Source organism: Pseudomonas sp. CH61, assembly GCF_059429415.1.
In genome coordinates this window covers 2,817,523-2,841,750 of record NZ_CM182098.1, presented here as the reverse complement: position 1 = coordinate 2,841,750, position 24,228 = coordinate 2,817,523, and the positions used below count along the sequence as shown (strand labels likewise).

At 55.0% G+C, this 24,228-nt stretch carries 17 protein-coding genes and 1 pseudogene; 12 read left to right on the top strand and 6 right to left on the bottom strand.

What is annotated here, in order from left to right:
- Nucleotides 1-11: 11 nt before the first annotated feature.
- Entirely contained in the window at nt 12-1,061 is a 1,050-nt protein-coding gene (locus AC5SEM_RS12690) for a hypothetical protein (protein ID WP_495473179.1), read from the bottom strand.
- Between the two features lie 264 nt (nt 1,062-1,325).
- On the opposite strand from AC5SEM_RS12690, the gene AC5SEM_RS12685 reads away from it, so the two are divergent.
- From AC5SEM_RS12685 to AC5SEM_RS12670, 4 genes are all read left to right on the top strand, one after another.
- Nucleotides 1,326-4,178, top strand: a complete 2,853-nt coding sequence (locus AC5SEM_RS12685) for an AAA family ATPase (RefSeq protein ID WP_495473178.1) — start codon at nt 1,326-1,328, stop codon at nt 4,176-4,178.
- 299 nt (nt 4,179-4,477) lie between these two features.
- Nucleotides 4,478-5,023, top strand: coding sequence for a PAAR domain-containing protein (locus tag AC5SEM_RS12680; protein WP_495473177.1), 546 nt, complete (start codon nt 4,478-4,480; stop codon nt 5,021-5,023).
- Between the two features lie 10 nt (nt 5,024-5,033).
- Complete coding sequence (locus tag AC5SEM_RS12675; protein WP_495473176.1) at nt 5,034-5,816, top strand: hypothetical protein; 783 nt, start codon at nt 5,034-5,036, stop codon at nt 5,814-5,816.
- On the top strand, nt 5,801-6,157 hold the full coding sequence (locus AC5SEM_RS12670; protein WP_150774762.1) for a DUF7079 family protein: 357 nt from the start codon (nt 5,801-5,803) through the stop codon (nt 6,155-6,157). Before AC5SEM_RS12675 ends, AC5SEM_RS12670 begins: the two co-directional genes overlap by 16 nt.
- A gap of 493 nt (nt 6,158-6,650) precedes the next feature.
- Here AC5SEM_RS12670 and AC5SEM_RS12665 read toward each other — a convergent pair whose 3' ends face one another.
- Complete coding sequence (locus AC5SEM_RS12665) at nt 6,651-7,013, bottom strand: DUF6124 family protein (RefSeq protein ID WP_095118579.1); 363 nt, start codon at nt 7,011-7,013, stop codon at nt 6,651-6,653.
- A 407-nt stretch (nt 7,014-7,420) separates the two neighbouring features.
- A pseudogene (locus AC5SEM_RS12660) lies at nt 7,421-7,632 on the bottom strand (acetoacetate decarboxylase (ADC)); the annotation flags it as partial.
- Between the two features lie 294 nt (nt 7,633-7,926).
- Here AC5SEM_RS12660 and AC5SEM_RS12655 point away from each other — a divergent pair.
- Complete coding sequence (locus AC5SEM_RS12655; RefSeq protein WP_495473175.1) at nt 7,927-9,333, top strand: hypothetical protein; 1,407 nt, start codon at nt 7,927-7,929, stop codon at nt 9,331-9,333.
- Nucleotides 9,334-9,640: 307 nt separating this feature from the next.
- Here AC5SEM_RS12655 and AC5SEM_RS12650 read toward each other — a convergent pair whose 3' ends face one another.
- Together AC5SEM_RS12650 and AC5SEM_RS12645 are read right to left on the bottom strand one after the other, a co-directional pair.
- Nucleotides 9,641-10,201 (bottom strand): hypothetical protein, encoded by a 561-nt coding sequence (locus tag AC5SEM_RS12650; protein ID WP_495473174.1) that lies wholly within the window; start codon nt 10,199-10,201, stop codon nt 9,641-9,643.
- A 145-nt stretch (nt 10,202-10,346) separates the two neighbouring features.
- On the bottom strand, nt 10,347-12,008 hold the full coding sequence (locus tag AC5SEM_RS12645; protein WP_495473173.1) for an ATP-binding cassette domain-containing protein: 1,662 nt from the start codon (nt 12,006-12,008) through the stop codon (nt 10,347-10,349).
- A gap of 223 nt (nt 12,009-12,231) precedes the next feature.
- On the opposite strand from AC5SEM_RS12645, the gene AC5SEM_RS12640 reads away from it, so the two are divergent.
- Nucleotides 12,232-12,597 carry an avidin-fold protein gene (locus tag AC5SEM_RS12640; RefSeq protein WP_495473172.1) on the top strand — a complete coding sequence of 122 codons (366 nt, stop codon included), beginning with the start codon at nt 12,232-12,234 and terminating at the stop codon, nt 12,595-12,597.
- A gap of 63 nt (nt 12,598-12,660) precedes the next feature.
- On the top strand, nt 12,661-12,957 hold the full coding sequence (locus tag AC5SEM_RS12635; RefSeq protein WP_495473171.1) for a DUF7660 family protein: 297 nt from the start codon (nt 12,661-12,663) through the stop codon (nt 12,955-12,957).
- A 135-nt stretch (nt 12,958-13,092) separates the two neighbouring features.
- On the opposite strand, the gene AC5SEM_RS12630 is transcribed toward AC5SEM_RS12635, so the two are convergent.
- Nucleotides 13,093-13,707: a TetR/AcrR family transcriptional regulator gene (locus AC5SEM_RS12630; protein ID WP_495473170.1), complete on the bottom strand. Its 615-nt coding sequence runs from the start codon at nt 13,705-13,707 to the stop codon at nt 13,093-13,095.
- A gap of 131 nt (nt 13,708-13,838) precedes the next feature.
- On the opposite strand from AC5SEM_RS12630, the gene AC5SEM_RS12625 reads away from it, so the two are divergent.
- The 5 genes from AC5SEM_RS12625 to AC5SEM_RS12605 all read left to right on the top strand — a co-directional run bounded on the left by AC5SEM_RS12625 (nt 13,839) and on the right by AC5SEM_RS12605 (nt 24,118).
- Nucleotides 13,839-15,056 (top strand): MFS transporter, encoded by a 1,218-nt coding sequence (locus AC5SEM_RS12625; RefSeq protein WP_495473169.1) that lies wholly within the window; start codon nt 13,839-13,841, stop codon nt 15,054-15,056.
- Between the two features lie 322 nt (nt 15,057-15,378).
- Complete coding sequence (locus AC5SEM_RS12620) at nt 15,379-15,894, top strand: Hcp family type VI secretion system effector (RefSeq protein WP_016983993.1); 516 nt, start codon at nt 15,379-15,381, stop codon at nt 15,892-15,894.
- Nucleotides 15,895-16,020: 126 nt separating this feature from the next.
- Nucleotides 16,021-18,927: a type VI secretion system Vgr family protein gene (locus AC5SEM_RS12615; RefSeq protein WP_495473168.1), complete on the top strand. Its 2,907-nt coding sequence runs from the start codon at nt 16,021-16,023 to the stop codon at nt 18,925-18,927.
- Nucleotides 18,924-23,555, top strand: a complete 4,632-nt coding sequence (locus tag AC5SEM_RS12610; RefSeq protein ID WP_495473167.1) for an RHS repeat-associated core domain-containing protein — start codon at nt 18,924-18,926, stop codon at nt 23,553-23,555. Before AC5SEM_RS12615 ends, AC5SEM_RS12610 begins: the two co-directional genes overlap by 4 nt.
- Complete coding sequence (locus tag AC5SEM_RS12605; RefSeq protein WP_137216889.1) at nt 23,552-24,118, top strand: suppressor of fused domain protein; 567 nt, start codon at nt 23,552-23,554, stop codon at nt 24,116-24,118. The genes AC5SEM_RS12610 and AC5SEM_RS12605 overlap by 4 nt, the downstream gene beginning before the upstream one ends.
- The last annotated feature ends 110 nt before the right edge of the window (nt 24,119-24,228 follow it).

Here is a 24,228-nt window from a genome sequence, read left to right as displayed (position 1 = left end):
CTGGCCCCTTTTTATATCTTGAAATCCATGTTCGGCTGAATACAAAACTGCCAGAGTGGAAGCTTGTCGCCTTTGTATTCGTCAGGAATATGCACTGAAAACACCTCAGGGTTAACCTTGGCATCAAGGGCATATATCTTACTTTCGTATACGGTATGCTCATTGTAAGCGCTAGTGACCATTGAGCTCAGTGAACCTAGCATTGCAAATCCCTGGTCTTCTTCCCATGGTACGTCAGGGTAAAAATCATACCGTATAGACCTAACTCTTTGTCCATCCATCTCAGCCAAAGGATCGTCGGTAGTCCAATCTCCGAATCTAATGAGATAAAAGGCAATATGCTTTTCATTCTCCGTCAAAATCTCATTGTCATGGCAGTACAGCTTGACATCACCTATTGTTATTGAGGCTTGTCCGTCTTCGTTGACTCCTGACTCTTCTTCGGGCTTTGCAATCAACTCGATGCTCAAATTCGGCTTAGTGCCGATAATTCTATCCCCCAGCGATATCATTTCGCTCTTGGCGTAGCCTTCAATGAAGTTGGTCGTATATTTATTCCGATGTTCAGTCATTGATTCTTTGGATAAGAGCACCCACTTTCTGATTCTGGAGAAGTAAATCGCAAACTTTACAGTTGTACCTTGTAGCTTTGCATAATTCTCCAAACGTACTACGTAGTCCTTCCGAAACTCATAGTCATCTTTGGGATCGCCATGATGGCAGTTCTTCACCTCTACAAGAAATCTTGTTCCGTCATTCAAGGCAATAGAGTAATCGGGCGCCTGAACATTCATTCCTGCGGCGAATATTGCACCACTGTCTTCCTGCTTCACCATTGCGCACTTGCCTAAAGCTCCGGCAACATGAGCAAATAAAGCTTCGACTCGCTTACCGTTCAGCAGGTTCTGGTTTTTAAGAGATGATTTGAGAGACTTGCCAACTTTATCTAGGAAGTCTTCGATATCCTCTTCTGCTTCGATTCTGTAATTATTATCCCTGCTTACGGCGGTAAATAGTTCAACCGGGTCGAATTTTAATGGATCTCTTGGCATGCGTTTCAAGAATTATTCCTTGTCAAAAATCCAGCGTTGAGCGTCGCGTGGGGATCAAGGCAGGAGCTGAGGATGCGTTGCCAGTGTTAGCAGCACTTCCTCCATGCCGAACGGAACGATCAACGTGATGAAGAAGTAGAGCTGAATCCTATGAGGTACCAGACCCAGATCGGCAGAGCTCAAGAATAGCAAAGAGCCCCGACACTTGGCTTGGCGATAATGGCTTTCTGATTTCAGTCCGGCTACGCTCATGCGTATCAGGGAGGAGGCGCGATGAGCCAGTACCTTTTGAGTTTTGCCAGGCAGAATCTTGAAGGACGCAGTGACGCTTACCTCGTGCTGCTCTGGTGCATGTACCAGGCGAACCAAGGCAAGGGCCGCTATTCCGACCACATCAAAACGCACATCACAGCGGCAGCTGACCAGTTGCTGGGGCGCAACTATCAGCGCATCGCCGCACGCTTCAAAAAGGTGCTCGACAGCAAGCCGGAACTGGATCGAATACCGCCGTCTGGACTTGGCACGTTGGATTACCTTCGCGTGAAAAACTTCCGAGGCTTTGGAGAATTTGGCCCTGACGACACAGGCACCTTCATTCGCTTTAGCAAGCTGAAGAACATTTTCTACGCACCCAATGGCGGCGGTAAATCATCGTTGTGCGAGGCGTTGGAAATCGGCACCACTGGCGATATCAAAGAAGCGGCCAGGCGCAAGACTAAGGTCAATCAGTACATCGCCCGGGGAGAGGTGAAGCCCAAGCTCATGCTGATGGGAACAGACAAGTTACCAGTCAAGCGAAGCATCAGCTGGTCGGGCTGCTTCATTGATCGGAACCGTCTTCAAGAATTTTCATTGCTGGGCTCCAAGGATACTGGCAGTGCAGAGAGTGATGTCTTGGCCACCTTGTTTGGTTTGGAAGAACTCCAGGAAGTCATTTCTCGGTTCGTCCGACCTGAAAGCTTCTCGCTCAAAGCCTTCTTGCGCGCTGATCAAGCCGAGGCACTGGACACCCTGGAACGTTCTCGGGTCAGCCTGGGCCAGCTGCGGCGTAATCGCAGGGCAGACCTTCATGCATCGATTTCCGAGAGTTGTAGGCTGCTGGGGCTGAGGGCCGACCAAGACTTCGATGTGCGCCGAAAGGTCTTGCGGCTGCGCGACACGGTTGAAATACATATTCGTGGCGCTGAGCGCCTGCGAGCCGCCAAGGCCCCGTTCGCTATACCGCTAAAGCAGGTCAGGCGTATCTGTACCATCGCTAAGCGTTTGCTCCACCGCAGAGACGATATCGAGAAGGTGTTTCTGCAGAGGGCCAGCGAGGTCAATTATCGCGCCGTATATGAGGCATTGTCGGCCATCGAACAGTTGCAGGTCGGGGAAACTTGTCCCGCATGCCTGACGCCCCTCGACCAGGTGGTGATGAACCCGTTCGAGAGGGCGCGAGAGCAGATCAAGGTGTTGGGTGCACTGGAGTCCCTCAAGCAATCCAGGCAGAGAAATGACGCCCGGATCGCGCTCTGGGCTTCACGAGTCGCGACCGGAATCGGCGCGGTGAAAGGCAATGAGCACGCCGATGTTCCCTGCCCACTGAACATGGACGAATTGGAGGCGGAGCTTGCAAAGTTCCATGCCGCTACCGACCGCTCGGAAGTGGCGCCGTCCGTTCTCGACTCGTTTATGAAGCTCTGCGCGCGGAGTGCAGATCAGATTGAGGACTACTTGCGCGCCTGTGAGCGCAAGCTTCGAGAGGTTGGCCAGGCAGACGCCCAGGCAGCCCGCCTCGAAGAACGAGTGACGCAGCTGAAAGAAATTGACGAATTGCTGAAGCTGCAGTTCGACCGAAAAAAACTCGCGATAAGCGAGTTCAAGGTCGCCAACGACCAGATGACAGACCTGATAAAGCAAAAAGCGGCATTGCTCAACGATGCGGTCGACAATAGCCACTTCAACCAGTTGCTCAAGGATCTGGAAGCTGAGTACCGAACGCTGTACCGCGACTTGCTGGATTACAAGCTTGAGCTGGAGAAAGCGCGAATAACAGGGATCGAAGCCAAGGCTGCCGAGTACTACCGCGCGATCAACAACCACGACGATGACCATGAGCAGATTGCGTCGTTGACCTTCGACCGTCAGGCGGATAGCTATCGGATCAAGATCACCAGCGTGGACGGATCATTCCTTGATGCGTTTGCGGTGCTCAGCGAAGGGCATCTGCGAGCGCTGGGTTTGTCCATCCTCTTGGCGATGGCTGAGAAGAACAATTTCCCGCTCATCGTATTCGATGACGTCGTCAATGCGATCGACACCGATCACCGATCGAACATCATCGACCTATTCTTCAGCGATGCTTACCTGCGCCGGATCCAAATGGTCGTCACCACCCATGACCGTCTTTTCTGGGAGCGTTTCTGTATTATTGCCCAGCGTCATGCTCAGCAGGTTCAGTACACCAGTAATGTTCTCAGTTATACGAACAAAGGCATTCTAGTCATTGATCACGTGGGCAGCTTTCAAGAGAAAATTCTTGCCGCGCTTTCGGTATTCGATGTGCGTCAAGCGCTGCTCTATTGTCGTATCTGGTTCGAATCCATGGTGCTTGAGTTCTGCATAGAAAATGAAGTCAAAGTGACCGCGCACTTTAATAAATCACAGCTCAAGAAGAGCATGTACCTGCAGGTCAGCCTGGAACACACCTTTTCGCTGGTGGAACCGTTCATTGACTATGACCTGTCATACTTCAATTTCATCAAGAATGACCTGGTCAACTGGGGTGGGCAGAACCAGGAGCACCACGCCTTCGACGAGGGCAGCCTGAACTTCGTGCACTCAAAGACTAGCAGTGAGGTCGTTAAAATCTACGACGCCATCCGCTATTTGGAGTGCCAGCTATTTACAGCTAAGAAGAGAGAATCAGGCGTCAAATGTCTTGCCGACCTGAACGATGATATCGCGTGGAGGCAGCGCAAGCTTGCCAAACTCGCCAAGGCGCCAAAAGAGGTGCAGAAGGAGCACCAGGCGGCGTTGAAAGCTCTGGAAAAACGCGCGGTCGAGCTCGACCAGGAGCTTCAGTTCATTGAACAGTGTCTCGCCAGCGTCGCTCAGCGCGAGCAAGCTAAAGAGCTGCCATGACCTCTGTTCCGCTTGGAGCAGATCTGACTGCTTTGGGCTCATATTCGGCGAGGACCCAACGGGCGCTTAGGGTCTATTTTAGTCGATTACGACAGGCAGCTATTGGCCGATTGCTGCCTGTGAATGCAATCAGAGGCAGCCTTTTCCATCCGGGTTGTGACGTCTCGATTCAAATGCTGATCAGTTAATGCGTGCGGCTATTGGAGGGCGTTAGGCAACGCCCAACAGCACATAGATTTTTAACAAGTGACCTGTTCTGGTAGCTTACGACGCTCACAAGGATTTGACAGGAAGTCATTATGGCCAAGCCAGCGGCGCGAAAAAGTGATCCATACAGTTGCCCATTGCCAGGGCACGGCACCAACCCAATTGCGGGCGGCTCTCCCGACGTGTTTTTCGACGGACTCGCCGCAGCACGACAGGGTGACGCGTGCACATGCGGGAGTGCGCTTGCATCTGGACTGTCTTCGACTGTATTCATCAATGGTAAGAATGCCGCAACCATCGACACGGGTGGCACTCACGGCGGCGTCGTTGTTGGCGGATCCGGGACGGTGATAATCGGTGATACCCATTCGCCCTGTGAGTTTGTACCTCCTGCGCCGTTAGCGGGGTATGCGCGCTGGATCGGCTTCAGAATACCTGCGGACGAGAGCTACGAAGGCCTATCGTGCACCGCGCATTTTGATGACGGCTCATCGTTGCCCGGTGTATTTGATAAAGACAACGCCATTAAATTTTCGAACCTATCGGGGAAGGCGTGCGTGATGCTTCAATTTGAAGAGCAAGCATCCGAAGAAGCGGCATCTCTCACCGAAAGTCTGTTGAATTCGATTTTGGGATAAGGACCATCCTATGACAGAGCCGTACATCGTCACCGGCAGCTATGTCGTCCAGCGTGAGCACGCCTTGCAAGACTCGCCTCTTGATCGGGCTTTAGAACTGATGGAGGGCTCTGCGCTGAGGTTTTCACTGGATGCGATATCTGATGAAAAAACTCGAGCGAGCTACATCAGGAACATCCAGCGCATGTCTCAGCAAACACGCGATGACGTGAAAGCTGGAAAGATTACGGCGCAAGAGGGAGTGAAGTTCAGTCACGAGATGCGCAACAAAATCATGGTTGAGCATCGCAAGTTCACCTCTGCGCAGGGGCTGGCAATCGCCCAGAGGAAGAAAAAGGGTGGGACGGAGCTCAAAACGCTTTTAAATATGTACTCTGAAAACCTATTCCAAAAAGGTTACGACAGCCTTTCGGAAGTAGAGAAGAACAAAGTCCATTACACCATTCTGGAATCTTCGGGCCGGGATAATGCCAAGTTCTCGGCCGGTACAAAAAAGATGCTGATCATGGGCAAGCTCGGAGTTGTTGTGACGGCGGCTCTGGCGACATATCAGATATTGAATGCTGAAAACAAACCTAAGGAAGCTGCGCGCCAAGGAATCATTGTCGGTGCTGGGGCATTTGGTGGGATTCTTGCGGGGTTGGGCGTCAGCGCATTTTGCGGACCCGGTGCTCCCATTTGTGCAATCGCAGTGGTTTTTGCTGGAACAGTCGCAGGCGGTGTTGCAGGCGAAGCTGTTGCGAGCTCATTGGATGAAGAGCTTGAGGAGTTCACGCATTGGGACATCTTCTGACTGAGCCACAACTGACCAAGGTCAGAGCGGCACTCTCCGAGCCATTCAACGATTTTCCGGTCGAATATGACTATCTGGCGAGGAAGGTTAGAGGCGTCGACCCTGACGTCCTTTACGAAATCCTCTATTCAGAGGTCGCGCCGGTGTGTTTCACCAATCTTGTGGCCGCTGTGCCTCCGGTGTGGACAGGCTTCGACCCCGAAACTCTCAGAGAGTCGATTGAGGAAAGGTTGGCTGCGAGAGAGCGTAATTGGTTTCGCCGGCAGTTCGACAAGGTGCTGGTGCGTTGGTTGAAATACAACTACGCCTACATCTGGAAGGAGATCGCCAGTAGGCTGTAGCTTGCAGAACAAGGTGGGTTCACAGAGGCAATATCTCGATGCCAAACATAGTTAAGAAATGGTCCTGTTCCGAATTTTCCGTATTTCATCTGTGCCTATTTTTTGGTGTTATCGCTTTGCGCACGTTTCGATGTCGGCTTGGGTGGTTATCTCTGAGTCGATACCTAATCTGTATTTACAATAATCGATGATGTCTTGTCGCTGCTCGTTCGTGAGTTTTTCTATACGTCGATAATTTCCGTCATTCGCATGAATGTTGAAAAACTGCATTCGAAAGGTCGGATGCTTTTTGATGAAATGTATTCGAGTGATTTCGCTGTCTGAAACTTCGTTATAGAAGCCTATATTCAGGATAAGCAAAAGTGAAATTAGAGAAGCGAACATCAAATATCTCATACCGGCCTTGGCTTGAGTGGTGGTAATCATTCTGTCTTTGTACGTATGTCTGATCAACCTCCATGACGGCATCCCAACCGTCATGGAGGAATTTTCGTTACTCCGTCGGCACCACGTTATCCAACGCCCGATTCACCGCCAACTCCCCAAGCATCACCACCTGCGCAATGCCTTGCAGTGTCTTGCGTGCCGGTCCCTGCACCAGCCCGATAACATCCCCAAGCATCACCGATGCCGAGCCGAGTGATTCACTGGCATTCACCAGCAATTCCTCAGTCTTGGTGTTCGGGTTGGCGATAAACATCTTGTTGGTTTGGTACGGGGTGAGCATGATTTCCGGGGCAGGGCCGAGGTAATGGGAGAGGGCGCGGTCGACGGCTTCGTTGAATTTTTTGGCGTCTGGGGATTCGTCGCCTGAGATTGGATCGGTTTCTGGTGGATTTGGCGTAATTTTGAACATAGATGAAACTCCTGGGAAACGATTAAGGAGCCATCACACTTCGCTACCAAACGAGGGGTGGCGGCCATGCACAGGTTGGTAGACCGGCCCAGGAGCCCGGCGCGTCCGAGGACGCCCTACGCATGGCCACCATAAAGCGGAGATCAAAAAAGCGATCTCTGCGAAAGGTGCGCAATGCGCCTGGGAAAGTCGGGCTACCAAACCCGATCACTGCTATTCAGTGACCGACCCACGATAGAACCCGCCCACCCGGCGCACAAGCCGGCGGATTCTGGCTTAGTCGTAGGCAACGGCGCAAGGCGTTGTAGCCTGTAGGAAGTATTTAGGAATGCTTTTAAACAGGTCGTTTGAAATGCCAGAAGTCCGAGGCCTGACACCCGTAAAAACGCTTCAACTTCTCCACAAAATCAACGCATTCCCACCAACGTCGCCATAGTCTTCAGTGCATACGGCGCGCTCTGAAACGTCAGCACGTATTCATAGGTCATCATTTTTCCGAGCCCCAACGCCTCGGTTCATTCGACAAGATGCCATCGCCCAATGTGAGCGTTACCACGTCTGCATTTCTGCTGGAGGCGTGGCGGGTTTGCCGGAACACCGCGTATCCATACGTGTATTGATCATTTTGACAGGCACGTGATCAGGCAGTTTTTCAGGTGCAAGCTAATATCAAAGTGCAATTATTGAGAGCGCCACGACCGTCGCTAGTGGAGCCCACTGAGATAGCGAGGGCGGGCTAATTCCAATGTGCATCATGGAGGACAGCGCATGAGCCTGTTACTCGGCCCCATCCTGTTTGCTGCCGATCGATTCAGCTAGTTACCGCAAATTGTTCAATGAACGGAAGAAACCGCTCGCTCGGCGTTGGAGCGCAAAGTCCGCACACATCAACAAAAGGACAGAGGGATCAATCATGGGCATCGTCCGCGTGGCAGCAGTCATGCTGGTTTTATTGTTTATTTCGGGCTGCACTTTTCATCAACAATGGAGAGACGAAAAGCAGGTCTGTGTAATAGATCAATCGGAGGAAGGGAGCGACCAGTGCGAACGGGCGCAACTGCAGAAGCGGCAAGGTCCCGGGGAATATACGATTGGATACGTCGAGTTCAACGATCAAGGAGAACTGTTCAGTAGGCAGCAGATGAATGACGTGCTGGGCGCCTTGCAAGAGAAGGCTGGTAGGGGAGACGTGCTCATGGTTGTCTTCGCACATGGATGGAATCACCGGGCAAAAGAAGGCGATGGAAACATCAATACATTCAGGAAAGTATTGGAAAACGTATCGCTCACCGAGGCCAAAGACGCCAAGAAAAAACAGAGGCCGCGCAGGGAGGTGTTTGGCATTTACCTTGGCTGGAGAGGACTGTCTCTAAGGGTTCCGGTGCTGGAGTTTCTGACATTTTGGGACCGCAAGAATACTGCCGCCAAAGTAGGGGCAGGGGATGTGACCGAACTGCTCAGCCGTATCGAATTGGTGAAGCGTACGCGTGATGCGATCAAAGCTCAGGAAGCAACGGAGTCAGTCATCGCCTCGTGCAGAGACCACCCATGTATTGACGAACTTGATAAGGCAAAAGCAGCCAAAAGTGATACTCGACTAGTCGTCATTGGCCACAGCTTCGGTGGTTTGGTGGTGCAGTCGGCAATAGACCGAGTCCTTATTGATAGAGCGATCAGGACGGGCGGAGCCGGCGCGGGCTATCAGGGCACTATAGAAGGCTTCGGAAATCTGGTAATTCTGATCAACCCGGCATTTGAGGCTCAACGGTTCAATTCCATGTTCAAACTGCAAGATGAGCGCAAGACTTACTTTGACGACCAACTGCCCGTCGAGTTGGTCCTGACGTCGCGTCGTGACTACGCAACGAAATTCGCGTTTCCAGTGGGCAGGGCATTTTCCAGTGCCTTTGAGAAGAAGGGCTGGGCATCGAAGAATCTGCAAACCATCGGGCATTACGAGTCCTTCGTAACACATACTTTAAATACGCCTACGCCGGAGTTGCTGAAGTCTCCTCAATATGCGGATTGCTTTAATGACCCTGCAACAATCGCTCATTCCTGGTATTCGGGCGATCGCAAAGGTAACAGACATATTTTTGGTGGGCTTATCCTGGAAAGGGATCAGTTGTCCGAACGTTCACCCTTTCTCAACGTCAGCGTGTCGGGAGATCTGATTACAGGTCATAACGACGTGGACGAAGATTTGATTATCAAGTTCGCTTCAAGAATGATCAGTTTGTCCTCAATCACTGAGCGTCAGAAGAAATCAGCTGCGGAAAAAGTCGTCAATCTGAAGTCTTGCGATCTGGCGTTGCAGTGAAACCAGACGGTCAGCATGCGTGTGAAAAATGCTGCTCCTGAAGACATGGAAAAACGTATGAAAAGGGGCGTTCGCTGAACGCCCCTTTATTCGCGCGAGTTACCTGTGCGCAACTCCTTGGAATCAGCCCACACGCCTACATAACAATACCTACACCCAATCCTCCGAAAGGAGCCCCAAGCCATGACCACTCAAGCCGAAACCGCCATCCTCGCCGGCGGCTGCTTCTGGGACATGTACAAAAAGAACGGGGACAGTTTTTTTCAAGAATGACGCTGTCGCCAATTTCGTTTGCATGGCGGCATCGTCAGGTCGTAAGCGAAATCAGTGTATCGATCACATTAATCGGCACATAAATCAGCGTAATCGCCACATACGCTTTACGCGACCGAGCCACAAACGCGCCAATCGGCAACACAATCATGATCACATCCAGCAATCCCCAAAGCGCCACTGGCGATGCCTGAAACAACGTGACATTGACGATCAGTCCCAGGCACAGGTACGTGGATAGCGACAGCAATGCATAGCGCCCGTCCTGTTCGAAATACACGCGCAACCCGTTCTGCTCATCCTCACTACGGCTCGGCAGCAACAACGCCGCCGTGACGAACAGCGACAGTGTCAGCATCACCAACAGTAGAAATTCGAGAAACGAGAAGGTCTGTTTCACCGCCGACAGTGCGTTGACGGCCCACCAGAATTGCAGCTGAATGGTAAACAGCATCACCGCCCAGACCAGCGCCACCCAATCTGGCTTGGCTACTCGGCGGATGCGGAATACCGTTAATGCGCCGAGCAGCAGGCGGGTGACGGAGAGCCCGAGGATCATTGAGAGGACGGTGGCGACGATTGGGAAGTTGCTCATCTTGCCTCCCGTGAACTCGTGGGTGAGGGGGTTTGCCGACTAGGTCAGGAAGGCTTTGTTGCCACTTGACCTTAAACCTAGCGTGGAAACGCGTTTGAGCAAGGGACTGTCACACCCGGCAATCTCGATTTTTGAACAACGCCTGTTACACGTGAACAGAATCGACGGTGGCCTCACTCAGTTCTATTTTTATGCCGTATTTCCTTTTCAGCTTTTCGTCATGAGTGACGATGATCAAGTTGGGTGTGCGAAGAGCCAGCCATTCAACGATTTTGTGTGCGGTTCGTTCATCAAGCGCCGCCGTGGGTTCATCCAGTATCAGCGTGGGTTTTTCTCTTAAAATCGCTCGGCCGATAGCGATTCGCTGTCGTTCACCACCACTCATGCCGCTGCCTGAAACGTCTATCTGTGTTGCAAGCAAAGCATCACCGTCCGCGCCTTGGCGCGTGAACCCGAGCAGTTCGACAATCTCCTTCAGCCTCTTTTGGCAAACGCTATCAGCGCCATACAGCAGGTTGTCTTCGAGCGTACCGGACAGAAGAACCGGTTTCTGTGGCGCGACGGAAACCTCTGACAGTATGTGTTCACTGACTGCCTCACTGATCGGGTGCCCCCTGTAAAAGGCTGTCCCTGTATCAGCTTCTTCAAGACCCAAAAGGATGTTTATCAGCGTGGTTTTTCCCGCGCCTGACTTTCCGGAGATGATATTTACGCCAGAAATCAGCTGGCCGCTGATGTTGTTCAGGATTGTTTTGTTGTCCTTGGCCAGTGATACGCCGGTAAGCATGAAGCCTTCGACGTTTTCGTGATGCTCCGGGTGATACTGCTCTTTGATATCTTCCTCGATGTATTTGATGCCGTCGTTCAATGACATGAGGTGGGCTTGAAGGTTGAACAGAGTGCCCGCCAGCAGATGTAACTGCATGGTGAACAGGGTGATGTATCCAACGATCATGACGAAATCGCCGGCAGTGAAATTCGCGCGGTAGTACAGGCCGGATAGCAGTATGAAAAATGTCAGTACTGCGCCAATCGCCAAGCCTTGGCAGGCAATTCGGATGCCCATGCGAAGGTTGGCGTCTCTGATGGTTTTGACGTAGTTGTCAAAAAAGCTCCTGCCAAGGGTGAGTTCCTTGGGAAGGCTGTTGTTGATCTTGATGTCATACACCCTGCCAAGCCTTTCAACCGTATAGCTTGAAAGATTGTTATCAGCTTCGAACAAGGCTCGATGAATACTTGAGCTGGCTTTGGCGACGTAGATGGCCAAGGAGGTAAGCGCAACGCAAGCAACAAGAAACAGCATCGCGTATGCCGCGCCCATGATGGTGTAGAGCACGCTGATGGCGACAAGGATCTCGACCGCAATGGGAACGATTGTCCAAAAAACGCCTACGGTCACCAAGCTGAAACTGCTCGCAGACCTGTTGATGTCAGCCGCTACATACCCAGGGTCGAGCCCCTGCTGTTTGCTGTGTGAGTACTGAAATATCCTTGTGAGGATGGTTTCGTGAAGGGTTGCGTCGCACTTGGCGAGTACCCACGCTGAAAAAACACCACGAACGCTGGAAAGAACTTGTGAGGCTGTCCAGAGTAGGGCGTAGCAACCTGCAAATAGTAGAAAATGGGTGGTTGCGTCCGAAGCTCCGTCAAACGTGTTTGCGGCATTTCTGAGTAGCACCGGAAGAAGGGAGTTAAGAGCGCTGCAGAGTATGAACAGTGCGGATACGGAGATGAAACTGGCGGTAAACCATCGGTAGTTGCTCGAGATTATTTTGAAGCTTTTCAGATAATGGCTGACCCAGTTCATATGAATTCATTCTTGATCGGGTGATTGCGAGCTGCCTTACGATAGATTTTGCCTTCACGCCACACAAGTCGGTGAGATCCGAGGTGGTTGTAGGGGATTGCCTGCAACGTTGTAGTTTGCAAGCGCCACTTTTAAGTGGCATGCACCTTCTAGCCATTGGTGAACGCCGGGGCAGGATGACCGGCAACAGGAACCGATTCTTACATCCAGGGACGCAGCATTTATGCAATCTGTTTTTTCGCAAGTCACCGAGCGTTTGAACAACCGCCGGTTTTCCGTGGCGAACAACGCTCAGGGGTTGTCCGATGCACGCACGGTGTTTCACTACCTCGTCGAAGGCGAGGCGGTTTGGGGGACTTATGCGGGTGGGCATATTCGCATGGGCAACCAGGTCGGGCGGGTGACCGGGGCTGACAGTATCGAGCTGCTTTATCAGTGCATCACCACGGATGGCGAGATCCGCGCGGGTTGGTCGCGGGGTGTGGTGGGAATTGATGAGGCGGGGCGGACGACGTTGCGGTTTGTGTGGGGTTGGTTGTCGGGGGCCGAGGGGGGCGGGGAATCGAGTTATGTTGAGGTGGTCGCTTAGCGATGGGGCATCTTGTGATTATCGCGTGCTGCTCGGCACTAATCTTTCAACGCAAGGATGGCTATGTCTGTAGATCTTGATGAGTTGCTGGAACGTGTCACCGATGAGCAATCGTTCATCGATTTCGTCGCGGCGCTGAGCGTTGATTTCTCCCGTGAGCGGGCACTGGAGAAGGCGACACCATCATCTGCTTATCAGGCGGGTGCGTTAGGCTGGGAAAATGGATCGGTCGATACGTTTCTTGATGCTGCGGCTGCTTGGGCGATGGCTACTTCGAGGAATGCTCAGGCGGATGCTGCCGTTTCTAATGTCTGGCAACGGTGCGCGGAGATTTTGTTGGCTGGGAAGTTTTACGAGTGAGGCTCGCAGATCATCCGCTTTAGGCCTGCATTTTTTTGGTAAAAAACGCCCAAGGGTTTGGCGTGTCCTGGATGGTTAGGACCGCGTACTGCCTTGGGTGAGATGGGAGCAGATTAAGTGGGGGCAATGTAGACGTCAACTCTTCGCCATCACATCCCACGTCCGCATCACCTGCGTAATCGCCGCATCAATGCTCTCAATCGGTGTGTCATCCCGAGCAAGGATGGAAATCCCCTGCAGGAAACTGTCGAACACCGTCGCCATGGCCGCCGCGTTCGTGTCGTCCGCTAACAGCCCTTCACTCACACCACGCTCGACGCACGCAATAATCCCGGCGCGGGTTCGGGCGCGGGAGTGGGTGAGGGCTTGAGCGACATGGGCATTTTCCGGGCTGGGTGCGCTCATGACGCCGAGGGTGACCATGCAGCCTTTCGGGTGGCCGTCGTCGCACTGCATGCGTGCTGACTGGCGCAGTGCGGTTTCGATGGCTTGGCGTGGTGGCAGGGTTTCGTCCCACAGGCATTCGGTGACTTGGGCGAAGGTGGTGAGGTAACGCTGCACGCACTCATCGAACAAGGCTTCTTTTGAGCCGAATGCGGCGTAGAAACTCGGCGCGGAAATGCCGCCGCCCAGTTCAGCTTTCAACAGGGCGAGGGATGTCGAGTCGTAGCCGTGTTGCCAGAACAATTGCATGGCCTGGTCGACGGCGTCGTCGCGATCGAATGCGCGGGGGCGGCCGGTTCTGGCCATAGCTGAAACTCCTCGGAAAGTGATTTGGATACTAGTCGATACATAAGTCGTTGACAACTTGCCTCGGCTGCCGCCAGTATTTTATATCGATCGGTATGCAAGTCTGAATTTCCAAACTCAAGGAGTTTCCCGTGACACCTTCATTGACTCTAACGGCGGCGCCCAAACGCCTGCCCATCGGCGCGCTGCTGGCGCTGGCCATGACCGGTTTTATCTGCATCGTCACCGAAACCCTGCCCGCCGGGCTGTTGCCGCTGATCAGCGAAGGCTTGGCGATTTCGCCTTCGATGGCCGGGCAAATGGTCACCGCTTACGCGCTGGGCTCGGTGCTGGCGGTGATCCCGATGACCATCGCCACGCGCGGCTGGCGTCGACGCAATGTGTTGTTGCTGACCATCGTTGGTTTTCTGCTGTTCAACTCGATTACGGCGTTGTCGTCGCACTATGGCGTGACGCTGGTGGCGCGTTTCTTCGCCGGGGTGGCGGCAGGCTTGGCGTGGAGTCTGTTGGCTGGTTATGCGCGACGCATGGTCGAGCCGGATCAGCAGGGCAAGGCGTTGGCACTGGCGATGGTCGGTACGCCGATTGCCCTGTCACTGGGCGTGCCGCTCGGCACTTGGCTGGGTGGCTTGGTCGGGTGGCGTACGACGTTCGGGTTGATGTCGGCCCTGACTTTGATGCTGATCGTTTGGGTGTTGGTGAAGGTGCCGGATTATCCGCCGCAGCCTGCGCATCAGCGTCTGTCGCTGCGCCGCGTGTTGACCACGCCGGGTGTGCGGCCGGTGCTGGCGGTGGTGATCAGCTGGATGCTGGCGCACAACATTCTCTACACCTACATCGCGCCGTTTGTGGCGCCGGCGGGGCTGGCGGATCGAGTGGACCTGGTGTTGTTGGTGTTTGGTCTCGCAGCGTTGGCGGGGATCTGGCTGACGGCCAAGTTGGTTGAGCCGTTGTTGCGCAAGACCGTTCTGGTGAGTCTGGCCACGTTTGCACTGGTGTGCTTAGGGTTCGGCTTTTACGGACGAGTGCCGGAGGTGATTTATCTGGGCGTGTTGGTGTGGGGATTGAGTTTTGGCGGTGCGGCGACGCTGTTGCAGACGGCTCTGGCGGATGCGGCGGGGGATGGCGCAGACGTGGCGTTGTCGTTGAATGTGGTGGCGTGGAATAGCGCGATTGCAGGCAGCGGGGTGGTCGGCGGGGTGCTGCTGGATCGATGGGGAGTTGCCGCTTTCCCATGGGCGATGATGGTGTTGGTGGCGGTGGGGTTTGTGATTGCCTGGAGTGCTCGGGCGCACGGGTTCAGACCGGGGCCGCGTGGGGCGGGAGCGGCGGCCGTGGGTGGGCACTGAAGGTTTTTCAACGCCGCTCATTTTTTGAAGTGCGCAAGAAGTTGCGCAGTGACTTTCTTTTTTTCTCGGGTGAATGCTCTGTAGCCCACGTCGTTATTGGCCTCCAGCCAAGTGCGCAACTTCTTGCACACCACTGCGCAAGAAGTTGCGCACTTTCCCTTGTTTTTCATTGGCTTAGTCACAGGAAAAGATCAGTCGATGAGCTCGGGGCCTTGATCTGTATGGGTTGCACAAAAGCTGGCATGAACTTTGATGGCGCATAGCCATCCTTTCAGGCAATGGTGCCTGAGAGGTATGTCTTTCAAGCAAGGAGAGCATCCCCATGGCAACACCAGCGTACATGTCCGTCACTGGCGAAAAACAAGGCCTGATCACTGCAGGCGCTTTCACCGCTGACTCCGTAGGCAACACCTACCAGGAAGGCCACGAAGACCAGGTCATGGTGCAGGCTTTCACCCACGACGTGATCATCCCGCGTGACCCACAATCCGGTCAGCCAACCGGTCAGCGCGTGCACAAGCCAGTTGTGATCACCAAGGTCTACGACAAGGCTTCGCCTCTGCTGCAAGCCGCTCTGACCTCCGGCGAGCGCATGAGCGAAATCGTTATCCAGTGGTTCCGTACTTCTGCTCAAGGCACCCAAGAGCACTACTACACCACCAAACTGGAAGACGCGATCATCGTCGCCATCAACAACAAAATGCACAACTGCCAGGATCCAGGCAACGCGCACTTCACCCACCTGGAAGAAGTGCAATTCACCTACCGCAAAATCACCTGGACCCACGAAGTCTCCGGTACTTCGGGTTCCGATGACTGGCGTGCTCCAGTCGTTTAACCACGGCTGATGGTTGTACCGCCTCGGCCGGCATGACTGGTCGGGGCGGATTCACTTCTAAAGAATTTTTTGCCAATAGCCCCTTGAGGGCTGTTGCGCGTCGCAGCACTGCGCGAGGAACAAGGGATGTTCTCACCGGCCAACCAGCCTCATTTCAATCTGACCGTCGATGGCATCGACAGCGACTTTCAAGTGCTGTCGTTCACCGGTCGTGAGGCCCTCAACACGCCGTTCGAATTCGAGCTGGAACTGGTCAGCGAAAAGGCCTCGATCAACCTCGAAAGCGTGCTGCACAAACTGGCGTTTCTGCAGCTGTCGCCAACCGGCACTGGCATTCACGGGCTGGTCTACAGCATTGCCCAAGGCGAGGCGGGCAAGCGCCTGACCCGCTACAAGATTTCCCTGCGCCCGCAACTGGCCTACCTCGCGCATCGAGTCAACCAGCGCATCTTCCAGCAGATGACCGTGCAACAGATCATCAGCAAGGTCTTGGAAGAACACGGCATCCTCGCCAGCGATTACCACTTCCAGCTCAGCGCGATTTACCCGGAGCGGATCTACTGCGTGCAGTACGACGAGTCGGACCTGGATTTCATTCAGCGCCTGTGCGAGGAGGAGGGGATTCATTACCACTTCCAGCACACGTCCAGCGGCCACAAACTGACCTTCGGCGATGACCAGACGGTTTTCCCGAAACTCGCGCCCGTGGCCTATCAGCAGGACTCCGGACTGGTCGCCGACAAACCGGTGGTCAAGCGTTTCGGCCTGCGTCTGGCCACCCGCAGCAGCCGCACCACGCGCCGTGATTACGACTTCGTCAAACCGAAGATCGAGCTGGAAAGCGACGCCAAAAGCAGCGCGCAACCGGACCTCGAAGACTACGATTACCCGGGCCGTTTCGTTGATCGCGAGCGCGGCAAACACCTGGCCAATCGCGCGCTGGAACGCCATCGCAGCGACTACCGTCTGGCCGAGGGTAATAGCGATCAGCCGATTCTGGTCAGCGGGCATTTCCTCGCCCTGACCGACCACGCGAACTCGACCTGGAACGATCTCTGGCTGCTCACCGAGATCTTTCACGAAGGCAAACAACCGCAGGTGCTGGAAGAGTCGGTGACCAGCGACACCACCGACCTCAAGGACGATTTTCACCAGGGCTACCGCAACCGCTTCAGCGCGATCCCGTGGGACGTGCCGTACCGTCCGCCGCTCGATCACCCGAAACCGAAAGTCCTCGGCACACAAAGCGCGGTGGTCTGCGGCCCTGAAGGTGAAGAGATCTACTGCGACCAGTACGGCCGGGTGAAGGTGCAGTTCTTCTGGGACCGCGAAGGCAAGCACGACGACATGACCAGTTGCTGGATGCGCGTCGCGTCGAGCTGGGCGGCCGAAACCTTTGGCTCGATCAATATTCCACGGGTCGGCATGGAGGTGTTGATCACCTTCCTTGAGGGTGATCCCGATCAGCCGCTAATCACTGGTTGCCTGTACCACGGCGCGAATCTGCCGCCGTACAAACTGCCGGATTTCAAGACCCTGGCCACGGTCAAGAGCAAGGAATACAAGGGCAGCCGCGCCAACGAATTACGCATCGACGACACCACCAGCGAGATCAGCATCGCGCTGCGCAGCGACCACGGTGCCAGTGCGATCAACCTCGGCTACCTGACCCATCCGCGTCCTTCAGGTGGGCAACCACGGGGTGAAGGTTTTGAGTTAAGAACCGACCGCCACGGTGCGGTGCGTGCGGCGGCCGGTCTGCTCATCACCACGGAGCCGCGTCCGAACGAATCCAAGCACCACAAAGATCTGCCGGAAACCGCTGAACGTCTTGCTACCGCCAGCGATCAGCAAGACGGTTTTGCGGTGCAGGCCAAAGAGCTTCAGGCTCAGGAGGCGGGCGATCAGGACGACGTCGCCAAAGCGTTGCACGCCCAGCATCAAGGCGTGCTCGGCTCGGGTCCGGCCAACCTCACCGCCAACGAATTCCCCGAGTTCACCGAACCGCATCTGGTCCTCGCCAGCCCGGCTGGCATCGCCCTGACCACTCCGCGCTCCAGCCACATCGCCACCGGCGAACACCTAGCATTGAGCAGCACCGGCCACACCAGCCTGTCGATCGGCAAACGCCTGCTGGCTAGCGCCAGTCGTGGCATGCGCCTGTTCGTGCAAAGCATGGGTTGGCGGCTGGTCGCAGCGTCCGGCGACATCGACGTGCGTGCGCTGAAGGACAGCATCAACCTGCTGGCCAAACTCAACATTACCGCCAACGCCGACCGCATCACCATCACCGCGAAAACCGAACTGGTGATTCAGGGCGGCGGCAGCGCCACCACCTACAACGCCGGCGGCATCACCCACGCCACCAGCGGCCCTTACACCGCGCACGCGTCGAACTTCGCCTACACCGGCGCGAAAAGTCTCGCCGGGGTATTCCCGGAACCACCGAAACCGGGCAAGGGCAATCTGGAATTGTTCAACCAATACGCCGGGCGTCAGGGCATCAAGGAAGGCGATTACGAAGTCATCGATGCGCTGGGCAAAAGCATCAAGGGCAAGCTCGACGGCAAGGGTTTCGCCAGCGTCGCCGGCGCTGCCCCGGGGCCGGCGCGGGTGCTGTTCGGCAAGGACCCGGCGGATACGTGGAGCGATGGCAGTTACATCGGCAAACCGGAATGGCCGTTGAATCCACCGGGGCCTGAAGAGGTGCCGAGCCAGGTGCAAGCCATGGTCGCGCAGGTTTTGCCGAGCAAGAGTTGGGAGATGTTGGAGAAGGGCAAGGACATGGCGCAAACAGGGATGAGTGCAATGCAGACGGCGCAAGGTGCGATGCAAACGGCGCAGCAAGTGAAAGGCGTGGTGCAGGGCGGGGTGGCTGGGTTGCCGAAGCTGGCGAGTGCGGCGTTGCCGAGTGCGTCGGGGGTTCTTGGGGCGGCAAGCAAGAGTGGCAAGTTACCGAGTCTGCCGGAGCCGACGCCTCCAAAAACCTCCGTGAAAACCCCGGGCCTGCTGGCGGGTGAGATGCTGTCATGACCACTGAAAATGCTGTTGTAAAACGTGAACCCCAGGTTGCCATCGTTCCCCTGAATGCCATCGACATTCAGGATGTCGCCAGCGGTGCGGCAACCTTCGACGGCTGGCTGCAATCCGCCAGTGGCGGTGTGGTCACTCTCGACCGGATCAAGAACGTCGCCGGCGCCTTGCCGGTGGTGGGCAACATCATGGCGCTGGTCGATGCGCTGGGTGACATCGTCACGCTGTCGAAGGCGCAGAAGCGTGATCTGCTTGCCTGGGCCAGTCTGGGCATCAATCTGATCGGTGTTTTGCCGCTACCACCAGCGATGGCGGCAGCACGGATGACCCTGCGCCCGACTCTGTTTCTGGTACGTCAGGAGATGAAGGCCAGCAGCAAGATGCTGCTCAGTTCATCGGTCATCGAAGTCCTGATCGGCCACTTGAACGAGTCCATCATCGGCACCCTCGATGACTTCGTTGAACAGGCCAAAGGTAAGCTGCCGGGGATTCTGGCGGACGCTGGCAAGCTGGGCGAGGACGTCATCAACGAGATTGCCAAAGGCCTCGAGACGGTGGCCAATGGCAAGCTTGATGCCAAGGGCGATCTCAATGCGGCCGGCGTACAAGCGAGTGCGGCGGTCGATCAATTCAAGAATGATCCTCTTGCATCGTTCGGCAACATCTTCGGCGCCGCTTGCAGCGCTTATAAAGCCGCAGGCAAAGGTTTGGCCAACAGTGCAGCCGATCACCTGCTGCCCGATGACGTGAAGAAGCGGGTTGCTTCGGAAACCGCAAAACTGCGAGCGATGGGCCCGGAGCTGCGCACCCAGTTGAGTAAGCTGGACGACGAGTCCGTTCAGAACTCCATCGGCTGGTTGCTGTTGATACTGTCCAGTGCCGTGGCTCTGTGGCGCAAGCGCAATGCCCATGGTCAAGGGGCCGGTGTCAAACCAGATCAGACCAGTCAGGCCAAGCGCACTGCCTCGGAAGGGGCGCTGGGAGCGACGGGCCGACAGGCTCCGGCGACTCACGCCCCTAATCCGAAAAGAAACTGTGCCTGCTCCAGCACCCGTCACAGCATTAACTTTGCCCTGGGTTCGGAAAGCCTCAGCCATACCGATTTCAGTTTACCCGGGGCTTTTCCGGTTGTGTGGATGCGTACCTACAATTCACGTTTGGGCGCATACGACCAAAACGAACTCGGCGCCCGCTGGATCAACGAGTTCACCACACGTTTCGATTGCGTGGATGATGGCCTGACCTTCTACGGCGCCGATGGCCGCGATCACAGCTATCCGTTGCCCAAAGTCGGTCTGTTCCACTACGACGCCATCGAAAATATCACCCTCGTTCGTGCCAGCGAAGATCAGTTGCTGGTGTGCCGTGGTTTCGAGCGCAAGGAAACCTACGTCCGGCGTGGCCAGCGCTATGTGTTGACCAATATTTCGCTGCGAAATGGCGCCGGTATCATGCTGCACTACGAGCATCGTCACGATGAACAGTCGGTGCTTTCGGACTTGATCACTTATCAGGAAAACGACTTCACCAAAGTCCACCTGCACCTCGGCACGCTGATCGACGATCACGGCCGACTGACCGGTCTCTGGGAAATCCGCGACGGTGAACCGCAGCGACAACTTTGCGCCTACCAGTACGATGCTTTCGGCGATCTGATTCAGGCTCAGGACGAGAACGGTGCAGTCTGGTCGTATAAGTACCAGTATCACCTGATCACTCGTTACACCGACCGTACCGGGCGTGGCATGAATCTGGAGTGGGATGGTCAGGGCGCCAAGGCCAGAGCCGTGCGTGAATGGGCGGACGACGGCAGCTTTGACACGCATCTGGAGTGGGACGAAAACATCCGCCTGACGTACGTCACCGATGCTCTAGGCAATGAGACCTGGCACTACTACGACATTCTTGGCTACACCTATCGCATTCGCCATGCCGACGACCGTTCGGAATGGTTCTTCCGCGACGAGGCGAAAAACGTTGTGCGCCACGTGCATACCGATGGAAGCACGGATCGCTACAGCTTTGACGAGCGCAGCAATCTTCTCGAACATATTCGCGCCGATCACACCGTGATGCATTACGCCTACGACGACCAAGACATGCTGATCAAAATCAGCGATGCCGAGGGCGGTCAGTGGCAACGCGCCTATGACGACCAAGGCAATCTGGTCGCAGCGCTCGATCCGCTGGGCAACAAAACCGAATACGGCTACAACAAGGCCGGTCAGCCCACGGCGATCAAGGATGCCAACGGTAACGAAAAAGCCCTCGACTACAACGACGCCGGGCAACTGGTCGAGTACGTCGACTGCTCAGGCAATACCAGCGCCTGGGAATACAACGAGCTGGGGCAGATGATCTGCTTCACCGACGCTGCTGGAAACGCCACCGAATACGAATACAAGGCCGGCCAACGGGTGCTTATCAAGCACCCGGACAAGACTGAAGAACGCTTTGAACGTGACGCCGAAGGCCGGTTGTTGACGCATGTCGACGGTCTCGATCGTTGCACCACCTGGAGCTACAGCGCTGCCGGTTTGGTCACCGAGCGTGTCGATGCCGCCGAACAAACCCTACGTTATCGCTGGGACCGCCTCGGACGGTTAACGGCCCTGGAAAACGAAAACGAACAACGCGCGCACTTCCACTACGACCCGGTCGGTCGACTGCTGGAGGAAAGCGGATTTGACGGGCGCAGCACTCGCTATCAGTACGACCCGATAACTGGTCGCCTCGCCCAATTGATCAATGGCAAACGCATCATCTCGGCGAGCTTTGACCCGATGGGCCGCCTGATTGAGCGTCGCGCTACCCTGGGCGAGCAGTCGCAAAGCGAGACTTTTGCCTACGACGGCAACGGCAATATGGTGCTGGCCGACAACGCCGACAGCCGCCTGCAATGGTTCCACGACCCGGCCGGCAATCTGCTGCGCGAGCACCAACATTACCTCGGACTGGAAAAGCCCACCGTCGCGATCTGGCAGCACGAGTACGACGTGCTCAACCAGCGTGTTGCCACCGTTCGCCCCGACGGCCACCGCGTCAGTTGGCTCACTTACGGCAGCGGCCATCTGCTGGGCATGCGCCTGGACGAGCATGAGCTGATCAGTTATGAACGCGACGACCTGCACCGCGAAGTTGCCCGTCATCAAGGTAACCATTTGCTGCAAACTCAAAGCTGGGACCCGGCCGGTCGCTTGCAGGAGCAACTGCTGGGGCGCAGCGATGACAAAAGCACTCTGCTCAAGCGCGAATACAAATACGACGCTGCCGGCCAACTGACTGACATCAACGACAGTCGCCGCGGCCCGCTCGCCTATCGCTACGATCCCGTCGGCCGACTGCTCAGCGCCGTGACACGTCAAGGCGTTGAAACTTTCGCCTTCGACCCGGCCGGTAACCTGCTGGATGACAAGACTGCCGAAATCCGTCGCCCACTGGATCTGACCCCACCGCGCAGCAAACTGGTCGACAACCTGCTGCGCGAATACGCCGGCACCCACTACGACTACGACGAACGCGGTAATCAGATCCAGCGCTGGCACAACGGCCAACGCAGTGATCTGCGTTGGGACCTGTTTGATCGACTGGTGCATTTCGAAGATCCGCGCCTGAGCGTGGATTTCGCTTACGACGCACTGGGACGACGCCTGCACAAAAACTCCCGAGCGCACTACAAACAGCGCCCGGAAGCCGGTTCCCTCTGGAACAGAAACGAGCACGCCCGCAAACAGCGTGAACTGGGCTGCGGTTTTACGCTTTACGGATGGGACGGCGACAATCTCGCGTGGGAAAGCAGTCTTGCGCAGGGCGATGGCGAGCCGGGACGCACGGTGCATTACATCTTTGAACCGGGCACCTTCATACCTGTCGCTCAAACTGTGCGCCACGCGCCGATCAACCTCATGGGCCAGCCGGATTACAGCGGTGAATACAGCCTTGATGAGGATCCGTTGTGGAATCACAAAGCCACGGCATTACCGTTTGATGCGTTGGCCTGGTACCAGTGCGATCACCTGGGAACACCGCAGGAACTGACGGACTCACACGGCAATATGGCTTGGACCGCGCAGTATAAGGCGTGGGGGCAGGTGACGGAGCAGCGTTCAGAATGGGCGCGGCAGCATGGTGTGACGAATCCGATACGGTTCCAGGGGCAGTATCACGATCATGAGACTGGGCTGCACTACAATCGATATAGATACTATGATCCGAGGGTTGGGCGGTTTATTTCGCAGGATCCTATTGGCTTCGCGGGCGGCATTAACATCTACCAGTATGCGCCAAACGCCAATGGTTGGATTGATCCGCTTGGATTGGTTAAAGGTACAAATGAAAAAGGTCAGGTCACGAGTCGTGGAGGATGGAGAAAGGCATCTGTAAGGGACGCATGGAATAGTGCCCTTCCCGGACCGAACGGAGGCAAAATCTGTCCTGTGTGCGAAACAGAAGTAGACGTTGCCCCAGGAACAGGTCCGCGAGATTGGGATATGGATCACCATCCCGATCCGTGGAGCAAAAGAGATTTCCCAGACGGCGTAAGTCGAAAAGAGGTTCTCGACAATTACCAGACGGGCGTTATTCTAAAATGCCCATCCTGCAACCGTAGAGAAGGAAATCGAAAATGAGCATTATTGAACATATAGAGAAGCACTTTGGGAAAATTTACCAAGGGTGGGATTTTTCTGAAGGTGCACATTCTTATCAAGTAGTTGAGTGTCGGGATGGTAGTGTGGAAGGTGTTGTCACATTTTGTACGCTAGGCCTTTCACATGTAGGGCTTAAGTCTTCGGTGTCTGCACAAGTAATACACCACGAATTGTTATTGTCTATTGATCAGAATGAGATTCCCAAGAATGCAGTGGCAATCGTAAAGCAACTTGCAGATGATGCTATTGGCTCCACTTACGCCTTGTTGAATAATCAGTTAATACAGAGGGGGGGAGTTGTTTTCGATGATTACTCGCTCTCTGCTGTATGGATCAAGCCTCCGGTTTTTTTTGGAGATGAATCATTTTCTTATGCTGGGCCTGATACGCATGGCCTTACATGCGTTTTTGCGTGGATTGTTCCAGTATTTGACTCGGAACTTAAATATATTGAAAAAAAAGGTGCGGATGCTTTTGAAGTGTTGCTTGAAGAAACATCGATTGATTTGTTTTCCCTGAGTAGGGATAGCTTGGTCGCTTGAATTTGTAGTGCAAGGTTTCTTTGCTCCGTTTTCTGTGGGTCATGGAGATAGGTCGGGATAAAGAGCGTTCTCGGAGGTGGGCTGCGTTTTTATAATTAATTAAACGTAGT

Bases quoted from the DNA above. Each gene is read 5' to 3' on its own strand.
- AC5SEM_RS12680 (WP_495473177.1), top strand. From the start codon at position 4,478: ATGGCCAAGCCAGCGGCGCGAAAAAGTGATCCATACAGTTGCCCATTG.
- AC5SEM_RS12655 (WP_495473175.1), top strand. From the start codon at position 7,927: ATGGGCATCGTCCGCGTGGCAGCAGTCATGCTGGTTTTATTGTTTATT.
- AC5SEM_RS12675 (WP_495473176.1), top strand. From the start codon at position 5,034: ATGACAGAGCCGTACATCGTCACCGGCAGCTATGTCGTCCAGCGTGAG.
- AC5SEM_RS12685 (WP_495473178.1), top strand. From the start codon at position 1,326: ATGAGCCAGTACCTTTTGAGTTTTGCCAGGCAGAATCTTGAAGGACGC.
- AC5SEM_RS12665 (WP_095118579.1), bottom strand. From the start codon at position 7,013: ATGTTCAAAATTACGCCAAATCCACCAGAAACCGATCCAATCTCAGGC.
- AC5SEM_RS12605 (WP_137216889.1), top strand. From the start codon at position 23,552: ATGAGCATTATTGAACATATAGAGAAGCACTTTGGGAAAATTTACCAA.
- AC5SEM_RS12650 (WP_495473174.1), bottom strand. From the start codon at position 10,201: ATGAGCAACTTCCCAATCGTCGCCACCGTCCTCTCAATGATCCTCGGG.
- AC5SEM_RS12635 (WP_495473171.1), top strand. From the start codon at position 12,661: ATGTCTGTAGATCTTGATGAGTTGCTGGAACGTGTCACCGATGAGCAA.
- AC5SEM_RS12620 (WP_016983993.1), top strand. From the start codon at position 15,379: ATGGCAACACCAGCGTACATGTCCGTCACTGGCGAAAAACAAGGCCTG.
- AC5SEM_RS12645 (WP_495473173.1), bottom strand. From the start codon at position 12,008: ATGAACTGGGTCAGCCATTATCTGAAAAGCTTCAAAATAATCTCGAGC.
- AC5SEM_RS12630 (WP_495473170.1), bottom strand. From the start codon at position 13,707: ATGGCCAGAACCGGCCGCCCCCGCGCATTCGATCGCGACGACGCCGTC.
- AC5SEM_RS12615 (WP_495473168.1), top strand. From the start codon at position 16,021: ATGTTCTCACCGGCCAACCAGCCTCATTTCAATCTGACCGTCGATGGC.
- AC5SEM_RS12610 (WP_495473167.1), top strand. From the start codon at position 18,924: ATGACCACTGAAAATGCTGTTGTAAAACGTGAACCCCAGGTTGCCATC.
- AC5SEM_RS12640 (WP_495473172.1), top strand. From the start codon at position 12,232: ATGCAATCTGTTTTTTCGCAAGTCACCGAGCGTTTGAACAACCGCCGG.